The sequence below is a fragment of the Sphingobium sp. ba1 genome (assembly GCF_000743655.1).
GTDB lineage: Bacteria > Pseudomonadota > Alphaproteobacteria > Sphingomonadales > Sphingomonadaceae > Sphingobium.
Genome location: NZ_JPPQ01000069.1, coordinates 1,351,784 through 1,359,151 on the forward strand (window position 1 = coordinate 1,351,784; position 7,368 = coordinate 1,359,151).

Genomic DNA, 7,368 nt, shown 5'->3' on the forward strand with positions numbered 1-7,368 from the left:
CGCACCCGCCGCGACCGCTTCTGCGCCGAGGCGGCCGAGCAGCAGCAGGTCCGTCGCGGCGATGGCGGACCAGGCGATATTGCCCGCGATCATCGGCAGCGCGAGGGCGATGAGGGCGCTGGCTTCGATGCGCCATGGAGAGGGGTGGGTCACGGCCATGGTCCAGAAGATCGGGTGTGCCGTCGTGCCCTGGGCTCCTGCTTGCGCAGGGGCACGGACCGTTGGCTTAGTGCTTTTTCTTGAACAGATGCAGGACGGCGACGATGATGGCACCGATCGCCAGGCCGACAATGCCTGCGCCGATCGCATTGACCACCCAATCGGCCACCGGGCCGATGGCGGGGAGTGCCTGGGCCGCGCCCTGCGCCAGATGGTGGATCATGTCGGGGATCAGATCGAGATGATATTCGTGCAGGCCGTGGACGATGAGGCCACCGCCGACCCAGAGCATCGCGGCGGTGCCGACGACGCTCAATATCTTCATGAGGATCGGCATCGCCTTGACCAGGCCACGGCCGATCGCGCGGGTGACGTAGGAGGCGCGCTGGGCGAGGTGGAGGCCGATATCGTCCATCTTCACGATCAGGCCGACGACGCCATAGACGCCCGCCGTGATCCCGATAGCAACGACGAACAGGACGATCGCCTGCTCCCAGATCGGCTTGTCGGCCACGGTGCCAAGCGAAATGGCCATGATTTCACCCGACAGGATGAAGTCGGTGCGGATGGCGCTCGATACTTTCTGGTTTTCAAGCTCTGTCGAATTGAGGGTCGCCAGCGCTTCTTCGGCGACGTCATGGCCGCCCTGGATCGCTTCCAGCAGCTTTTCCGCCGCCTCGAAACAGAGGAAGGCGCCGCCGACCATGAGAAGCGGTGGCAGCAGCCAGGGCGCGAGCGCGCTGATGAGCAAAGCGGCGGGCAGCAGGAAGAGGAGTTTGTTGCGGATCGATCCCTTGGCGATTTTCCAGATGATCGGCAATTCGCGTTCGGCGGTGAGGCCCATCACGTAATTGGGGGTCACGGCGGCGTCGTCGATCACGACGCCTGCCGCCTTCGTGCCGGCCTTACCAGCCGCGGCGGCGACATCGTCGAGCGAGGTCGCGGCAAGTTTGGCAATGCCCGCGACATCATCGAGCAGCGCGATCAGACCCGAAGGCATGGACGGTCATTCCCCTGTTATGGGCGGTGAATAGCCGCCCCGTGCGCGCGCTTCATAGAGGGCGCGTGGCGGGGGAGCAATGGAGGTTTGGTTCAGTAATTGCCCGGCGGGTCGCTGGCGGGAAAGCTCTCGTCCGACTGTTCATCGACCAAGTCCCAGTCCGCCTCGGCAATGCCCTCCTGTGGCCCGGCGTCGCGGACGATGCCGGAGGAGCCGATGGGACCGCGATCGTCGGGCACCTTGCCGTCACCCATCCATGCGCGCCAGCCTTTGAGCGCGATGGCGCCCAGACCCGTGACGATGGCCAGTTTGAATAGCCCCTTCATGATTGCTTCTCCCGCTCATGATGTATGTGGACCCAGTCGGCGCGATCATGGCCGACCGCTTCGGAGGTCAGCCGGATCTCGCCTTCTTCGTCCGACCCGCCCGAATCGCTTTCATTTGCAGCGGGCGGTGCCACAGTCCAGCGTTCGCGCAGGGCCGCGTCAATCATCGCTTCCCAGATCGCCGCATCGCCGACGGCGCGCATGGCTTCGTCCGGCTCCTTCATCAGGGCGAGGATGCTGGCCGCATCCTGAACGCGGGCGGGCCAGTCGTCGGGTGCGTCCGTGGCGAGATGGCGGGCCAGCTTTTCGATCAGGGCAGGGTTTTTCATGATGGCGCAACGCGCCGCGCTTGGCGGCGTTCCGTGCGTCAGGGCACGGCCTTGCGCACTGGCTTGCGCCTACGGGCGAGGAAGAAGCGCAGCATGGCGCGCGAGGCGTCGGGACCGGCGGGGTCGGTGTAGGAACCCGCGCGCGCGCCGCCCGACCAGGCGTGGCTGCTGCCATGGACGGTCCAGTTTTCCAGCATGACGTCGCCCTTTGCGTCGCGATGTTCGGTGCGGGTGAAGGCGCGTCCGCCCGCCGACATGCCTTCCTCCGTCCGGCTGACCAGCGGGCCGTGGGTCGACCGTTCGAGCAGCGACCGGAAGCCGTCCGCATTGGAGGGGTGGACGACGGTGTCGGCGTCGCCATGAAAGACGATGGTCGGGCGGGGGCGGGGTGTGCGGCCGGTCGGGGCCTCGCTCGTCGAGCGGCCCCGCATGGCGGCCAGCGCGCCGCTGACGGTGCTGACGTCGCCACGGGTCAGGGCGGAATGGATGCCGACCGCGACGAACAGTTCGGGATAGGCCTGGCCGATGATCGCGGCCGCGACGCCGCCTGCGGATATGCCCGCGATATAGACCCGCGTGGGGTCGGCGCGGGCCAGCGCGATGGCGTGGCGGGTCAGCCCGGCGATCAGCGCCGGTTCGCCCTTGCCGCGCAGTTGGTCGCCAGGCCGGTGCCAGTTCCAGCAGCGGGCCATATTGGCCGACCGGGATTGTTCGGGATAGAGCATGATGACGCCGCGTTCGTCGGCGAGTTGGTTCATGCCGGTGCCGGTTGCGAAATCGCCCGCGGATTGGGAACAGCCATGGAGCATCACGACGATCGGCATACGGCGGCGCGCGGAGCCGGTCGGCGTGTAGAGCTTATAGCGAATCGTGCCATGCTTGCTTTCGAACAGGCCGTCGATGAAGCTGCCGGGCAGGGGCCGGGCGGGCGGGGTCGGCTTGGCGATCCGTTTGGTGGCAGGTTTGCGGGCTGGCGCTTTTTTGAGGGGCTTGGCGGGAGTCGTCAGTAGCCCATGCATGGCAAAGGCGGCCGACATCGGGCGGCCCTTCTGCATCAGTCTGGCGGCCTTCATAGCCGAGGCGAATGGATTTTTCATGGGACGTCCCCTTGGCTGACGCGCGGTTAAGGGCCAACCACGATGCAAGCCTGAACGGGGAAACGGACCGCATCCCCGTTCGATCCCGCAGTGCAGCATTTACTTGGACGCGGAGGGCCAACCCTTTGTGCCGCACCAACAAAAAAGCCGCCCGTTGCGGGGCGGCTTTCTCGTTCGATCGGAAGAGGAGGCTCAGGCGTCTTCGGCCGGGGCTTCGTCTTCAGCCTTGTCCATGGCGATTTCGCCAGGCTCAGCATTGGGATCATAGTCTTCGGTGAAGCCGCTCTCGTCCTTTTCGAACAGATCAGCCATCACGTCCACGCCTTGCGACTGGAGATCGGCTTCTTCCGGCGAGCGGGCGACGTTGACCTGGATGGTGGTCACGACTTCGGGGTGCAGCGCAACCTTGACGTCGAAAACGCCGAGCGTCTTGATCGGGCGTTCCAGCACGATCATCGACTTGGTCACGTTGGTGATGCCCTGGGCGCTGAGCGCTTCGAGGATGTCGCGGACCGCAACCGAACCATAGAGCGCACCAGCGTTGGACGACTGGCGGATCAGGACGATCTGGGTGCCGTTGACACCATCGGCCGCGGCTTCCGCGTCGGCACGACGGGCAGCATTGTCGGCTTCGATCTTGGCGCGGTTGGCCTCGAACACCTTCTTATTGGCGTTGTTGGAGCGCAGCGCCTTCTTGTTCGGCAACAGGAAGTTACGGGCGTAGCCGTCCTTGACGGTTACGACGTCGCCAATGGCGCCGAGCTTCTCGATGCGTTCGAGCAGAATGATTTCCATGGGGCTTACTCCCTTACTTCACGATGTAGGGCAGCAGGCCCAGATGACGGGCGCGCTTGATGGCCTGGGACAGTTCGCGCTGCTTCTTGGCCGAAACGGCCGTGATGCGGCTGGGGACGATCTTGCCGCGTTCGGACACGAAGCCCTGCAACAGACGGACGTCCTTATAATCGATCTTCGGCGCATCCTTGGCGGCGAAGGGGCAGCTCTTGCGGCGGCGGAAAAATGGGCGTGCCATGGTTCAGGTCTCCTTATTCGCCAGCGGTTTCTTCGCGGTCGCGGCGCGGGCCACGATCACCACGATCTTCGCGCGGGCCACGATCGCCACGGTCGCCGCGGGGACCGCGATCACCACGTTCCGAACGCTCCTGCTTGCGCATCATCACCGACGGGCCGGTTTCCAGCTCGTCGACCTTGACGGTCATGTAGCGGATGATGTCTTCGTTGATCTGGGTCTGGCGCTCCAGCTCCGCGATCACATTGCCCGGCGCGTCGATGTTCAGCATGACGTAGTGCGCCTTGCGGTTCTTCGCGATCTTGTAGGCGAGCGAACGCAGGCCCCAGGTCTCGACCTTGGTAACCTTGCCTTCATTCTCTTCGACGATCTTGGTGGCGATTTCCGCCAGCGCGTCCACCTGCGCCTGTGCCAGATCCTGGCGCGCAAGGAACACATGCTCGTACAGAGCCATGATAATGCCTTTTCTGTTGGCCGATTGCTGACGCGCACCCCATGTGCAGCGCCCCTCCGGCTGTCGTCTCGTTCCGTATCTTCGCACTAGAGCGAGTCACCCCGGTCCGTCGCGAAGGCGGGCCTATGGCGGAAATGCGGGGGAAAGGCAAGGGGCTCGCGTGGCTATGTGATCCGCCAGACTTGCCAGCGCAGATTGAATAAAGATAGTGCGCCACCATGGCAAAGCGTTCCCCGGCGAAGGCCGGGGTCCAGTTGTTACGTTTGGACTGGACCCCGGCCTTCGCCGGGGAACGGACATAAAATTTGAGGAGCAGGAGAGTATATGGCCGTTGCGATTGCTGCCTTGTCACTGATCCTGCTGATGATCGCGGCCTATCGGGGGATGAGCGTCATCATCATGGCGCCGGTGCTGGCGATGCTGGCGGTGTTGCTGACCGATCCGGCCGCCGTGCCTGCTGCCTTTTCGGGGCTGTTCATGGAGAAGGTGGCGAGTTTTCTGAAACTCTATTTCCCCGTGTTTCTGCTCGGCGCGCTGTTTGGCAAGCTGGTCGAGATTTCGGGTTTTTCCCGCGCGATCGTGACGGCGGTGATCGGCGTGGTGGGCGCGGGGCGGGCGATTCCGGCAATCATGCTGGTGACGGCATTGCTGACCTATGGCGGGGTGTCGGTGTTCGTCGCGGTGTTCGCCGTCTATCCCTTTGCCGCCGAGATGTTTCGCCGCGCCGACATTCCCAAGCGACTGGTGCCCGCGACCATTGGCCTTGGCGCGATCACCTTCACCATGGACGCGTTGCCCGGCACGCCGCAGATCCAGAATATCATTCCGACGAGCTTCTTTGGCACGACCACTTGGGCGGCGCCGGTGCTGGGGACGATCGGGTCGGTCTGCATCGCGGCGATGGGGTTGGCCTATCTTGGCTGGCGGCGACGGACGCTGATGGCGGCGGGCGAGGGCTATGGCGCGCCTGAAACGCTGGTCAACGAGCCGGAGCCGGTGGAGGACGCCGCCCCGGTGCATCCACTGATCGCGCTGCTGCCGCTGTTGGTGGTGGGGGTGGGCAATCTGCTGCTGACGATGGCGATTCCGCGCTGGGTGAGCGGCGATGTCGTCACCTTGTCACTGGTGGGGATGGCTGCGCCGGTGGAGGTGCAAGTGGCGCAGGTGTCCGCGCTATGGGCGGTGGAGGGCGCTTTGCTGCTCGGCATTGCGACGATCCTTGCCTTCGCGTTTCGAACGGTGGCCAAGCGCTTTGCCGAAGGGTCGAAGGCGGCGGTGGGCGGCGCTTTGCTGGCGGGGATGAATACGGCGGTGGAATATGGGTTCGGGGCGGTGATCGCGGCGCTGCCCGGTTTTCTGGTCGTCAAGGAGGCGCTCAAGGCTATCCCCAATCCGTTGATCAATGAAGCGATTACGGTGACGTCGCTCGCTGGGATCACCGGATCGGCATCGGGTGGCCTGTCGATCGCGCTGGCGGCGATGGCGGACCAGTTCTTGATGGCGGGCGATGCGGCGGGGATTCCGCGCGAGGTGCTGCACCGGGTTGCGTCGATGGCGTCGGGCGGGATGGACAGTTTGCCGCATAATGGCGCGGTGATCACGCTGCTGGCGGTGACGGGGCTGACCCACCGGCAGGCCTATAAGGATATTTTCGCGCTGACGCTGATCAAGACGCTGACGGTCTTTGTCGTGATTGCGGTCTATTATCTGACCGGGCTGGTCTGATCCCTTATCGGGCGGCCGGACGGTGCAAGTCGGCTGATCCCATGAAATGAGCGCGGGTCGAGGGACCGGCCCGTTCGAGCAGGGCGGCGACCTTGTCCTTCAAGCTATGCGAAGGTCGGGCGGGGTCATCATAGGCCATGGCCCATTGGCCAAATTCGCGGGTTTCGATCGTGCCTTCGCGCAGCTTGACGACGGCGCGGTGGCGGGGGTCGTCATAGATGCGGGCGAAGATGCGTTCGACCGCATCCCTTGGCCCTTCCAGCACCTGGAGGAAGCGGCGCGAGTTGAACAGCAGGAGGCCAGTCACATCGTCGCGCTGGTTGTTGACGGCCGAAAGTTGCGCGACGGCGGCGCACTCCTGCGGCGTGACCGTGCCGACGACGGTGCTGATATACATGATATGATGTAGTGGCATGGATGGTCCCGGCTCGGCGCTTTGGTATCTTATAGAGGAAAATCCCTTAATATGGGGTATTTAACCTGGATTAGACAGGAAAATGCCCCAGGGGGGAGAGAGAACCCCTGGGGCATCCGTGCGACCCTCCGGCTGTCGGGAGGTATGGGATTTAGCGGATCGCGCCGCCGATGACCGCGCCGATGATGCCGCTGGTGAGGGCGATCAGGACCGCGTCGTTCCCCGACTGGACCCACTGATAGCCGCGCGGCGGGGCGTTGAGGCGATAGCCGCGATAATTGTTGATCACCCGATAATTGGCGGCCTGGCGACGGTCGAAGCGCTGACCCTTGGCCCAGCGATGATTGACCACGGCGGCGCGGTTCGGGCGATAGGCGTTGCCGCGATAGACGACATTGCCATTGTTGCGTACCCCGGTCTTGTTCACGACGGTCTTCTGCTTGACCACGGTGCGGCCGTTGGGCTTTTGCTTGACGACCGTGCGGGTCTGTTCCTGGCGGTGCTGCGCGCCGTAGCTTTGTGCCTGGGCCTGCGCGCTGATGAGGGGGCTGGCGACCAGGGTGGTGGTGGCCAGGGCCATGATGATCTTCTTGAACATGTGCTTGCTCCTTTGCCTGTGTTTCGGGCGCCGTCTCTGGCGTCGAAGACAGAGATAGGCCCCGCTTGTCGCAGGGATGTGCCGGGAAGGGGCAAAGAGTGTCGGAAAATGTATCAAATGGGGGTTTTGCCTGAATGACTGTTCAGAAAGAGCCGGATTTCAGGGGTTTGTGCGCTAGAGTATCCGTGATGGTCAAGCGCATGCTGTGGTCCAGAGACGATCTGCCCTGAGTAGC

10 protein-coding genes and 1 pseudogene are annotated in these 7,368 nt (G+C 64.1%); 1 reads left to right on the plus strand and 10 read right to left on the minus strand.

Annotated features, from left to right (window positions below):
• From IL54_RS24090 to rpsF, 8 genes and pseudogenes are all read right to left on the minus strand, one after another.
• Window positions 1-159: pseudogene (locus IL54_RS24090) on the minus strand (MATE family efflux transporter); the annotation flags it as partial.
• Window positions 160-226: 67 nt separating this feature from the next.
• Window positions 227-1,159, minus strand: coding sequence for a DUF808 domain-containing protein (locus tag IL54_RS09585; RefSeq protein WP_037475127.1), 933 nt, complete (start codon window positions 1,157-1,159; stop codon window positions 227-229).
• A 92-nt stretch (window positions 1,160-1,251) separates the two neighbouring features.
• A complete protein-coding gene (locus IL54_RS09590; protein WP_037475129.1) occupies window positions 1,252-1,485 on the minus strand; it encodes a hypothetical protein in 234 nt (77 codons plus the stop codon).
• Window positions 1,482-1,814 carry a hypothetical protein gene (locus IL54_RS09595; RefSeq protein ID WP_037475131.1) on the minus strand — a complete coding sequence of 111 codons (333 nt, stop codon included), beginning with the start codon at window positions 1,812-1,814 and terminating at the stop codon, window positions 1,482-1,484. Before IL54_RS09595 ends, IL54_RS09590 begins: the two co-directional genes overlap by 4 nt.
• Before the next feature lie 38 nt (window positions 1,815-1,852).
• Window positions 1,853-2,911, minus strand: coding sequence for an extracellular catalytic domain type 1 short-chain-length polyhydroxyalkanoate depolymerase (locus IL54_RS09600; RefSeq protein WP_037475134.1), 1,059 nt, complete (start codon window positions 2,909-2,911; stop codon window positions 1,853-1,855).
• A gap of 192 nt (window positions 2,912-3,103) precedes the next feature.
• Window positions 3,104-3,706: a 50S ribosomal protein L9 gene (gene rplI, locus IL54_RS09605; protein WP_037475137.1), complete on the minus strand. Its 603-nt coding sequence runs from the start codon at window positions 3,704-3,706 to the stop codon at window positions 3,104-3,106.
• Between the two features lie 13 nt (window positions 3,707-3,719).
• Window positions 3,720-3,944 (minus strand): 30S ribosomal protein S18, encoded by a 225-nt coding sequence (rpsR, locus tag IL54_RS09610; RefSeq protein WP_006950194.1) that lies wholly within the window; start codon window positions 3,942-3,944, stop codon window positions 3,720-3,722.
• A gap of 13 nt (window positions 3,945-3,957) precedes the next feature.
• Window positions 3,958-4,395, minus strand: coding sequence for a 30S ribosomal protein S6 (rpsF, locus tag IL54_RS09615; protein WP_037475143.1), 438 nt, complete (start codon window positions 4,393-4,395; stop codon window positions 3,958-3,960).
• A 324-nt stretch (window positions 4,396-4,719) separates the two neighbouring features.
• On the opposite strand from rpsF, the gene IL54_RS09620 reads away from it, so the two are divergent.
• The gene (locus IL54_RS09620) at window positions 4,720-6,120 is read left to right on the plus strand and encodes a GntP family permease (RefSeq protein WP_037475145.1); all 1,401 of its coding nucleotides are present in this window, start codon (window positions 4,720-4,722) and stop codon (window positions 6,118-6,120) included.
• Window positions 6,121-6,124: 4 nt separating this feature from the next.
• Here the strand turns inward: IL54_RS09620 and IL54_RS09625 are convergent, their stop codons facing one another.
• Both IL54_RS09625 and IL54_RS09630 read right to left on the minus strand, forming a co-directional pair.
• Window positions 6,125-6,535, minus strand: coding sequence for a BLUF domain-containing protein (locus tag IL54_RS09625; protein ID WP_237748834.1), 411 nt, complete (start codon window positions 6,533-6,535; stop codon window positions 6,125-6,127).
• Window positions 6,536-6,686: 151 nt separating this feature from the next.
• Entirely contained in the window at window positions 6,687-7,133 is a 447-nt protein-coding gene (locus IL54_RS09630; protein WP_037475149.1) for an RcnB family protein, read from the minus strand.
• Window positions 7,134-7,368: the final 235 nt, after the last annotated feature.

Bases quoted from the DNA above. Each gene is read 5' to 3' on its own strand.
- IL54_RS09585 (WP_037475127.1), bottom strand. From the start codon at position 1,159: ATGCCTTCGGGTCTGATCGCGCTGCTCGATGATGTCGCGGGCATTGCC.
- IL54_RS09590 (WP_037475129.1), bottom strand. From the start codon at position 1,485: ATGAAGGGGCTATTCAAACTGGCCATCGTCACGGGTCTGGGCGCCATC.
- IL54_RS09595 (WP_037475131.1), bottom strand. From the start codon at position 1,814: ATGAAAAACCCTGCCCTGATCGAAAAGCTGGCCCGCCATCTCGCCACG.
- IL54_RS09600 (WP_037475134.1), bottom strand. From the start codon at position 2,911: ATGAAAAATCCATTCGCCTCGGCTATGAAGGCCGCCAGACTGATGCAG.
- rplI (WP_037475137.1), bottom strand. From the start codon at position 3,706: ATGGAAATCATTCTGCTCGAACGCATCGAGAAGCTCGGCGCCATTGGC.
- rpsR (WP_006950194.1), bottom strand. From the start codon at position 3,944: ATGGCACGCCCATTTTTCCGCCGCCGCAAGAGCTGCCCCTTCGCCGCC.
- rpsF (WP_037475143.1), bottom strand. From the start codon at position 4,395: ATGGCTCTGTACGAGCATGTGTTCCTTGCGCGCCAGGATCTGGCACAG.
- IL54_RS09620 (WP_037475145.1), top strand. From the start codon at position 4,720: ATGGCCGTTGCGATTGCTGCCTTGTCACTGATCCTGCTGATGATCGCG.
- IL54_RS09625 (WP_237748834.1), bottom strand. From the start codon at position 6,535: ATGCCACTACATCATATCATGTATATCAGCACCGTCGTCGGCACGGTC.
- IL54_RS09630 (WP_037475149.1), bottom strand. From the start codon at position 7,133: ATGTTCAAGAAGATCATCATGGCCCTGGCCACCACCACCCTGGTCGCC.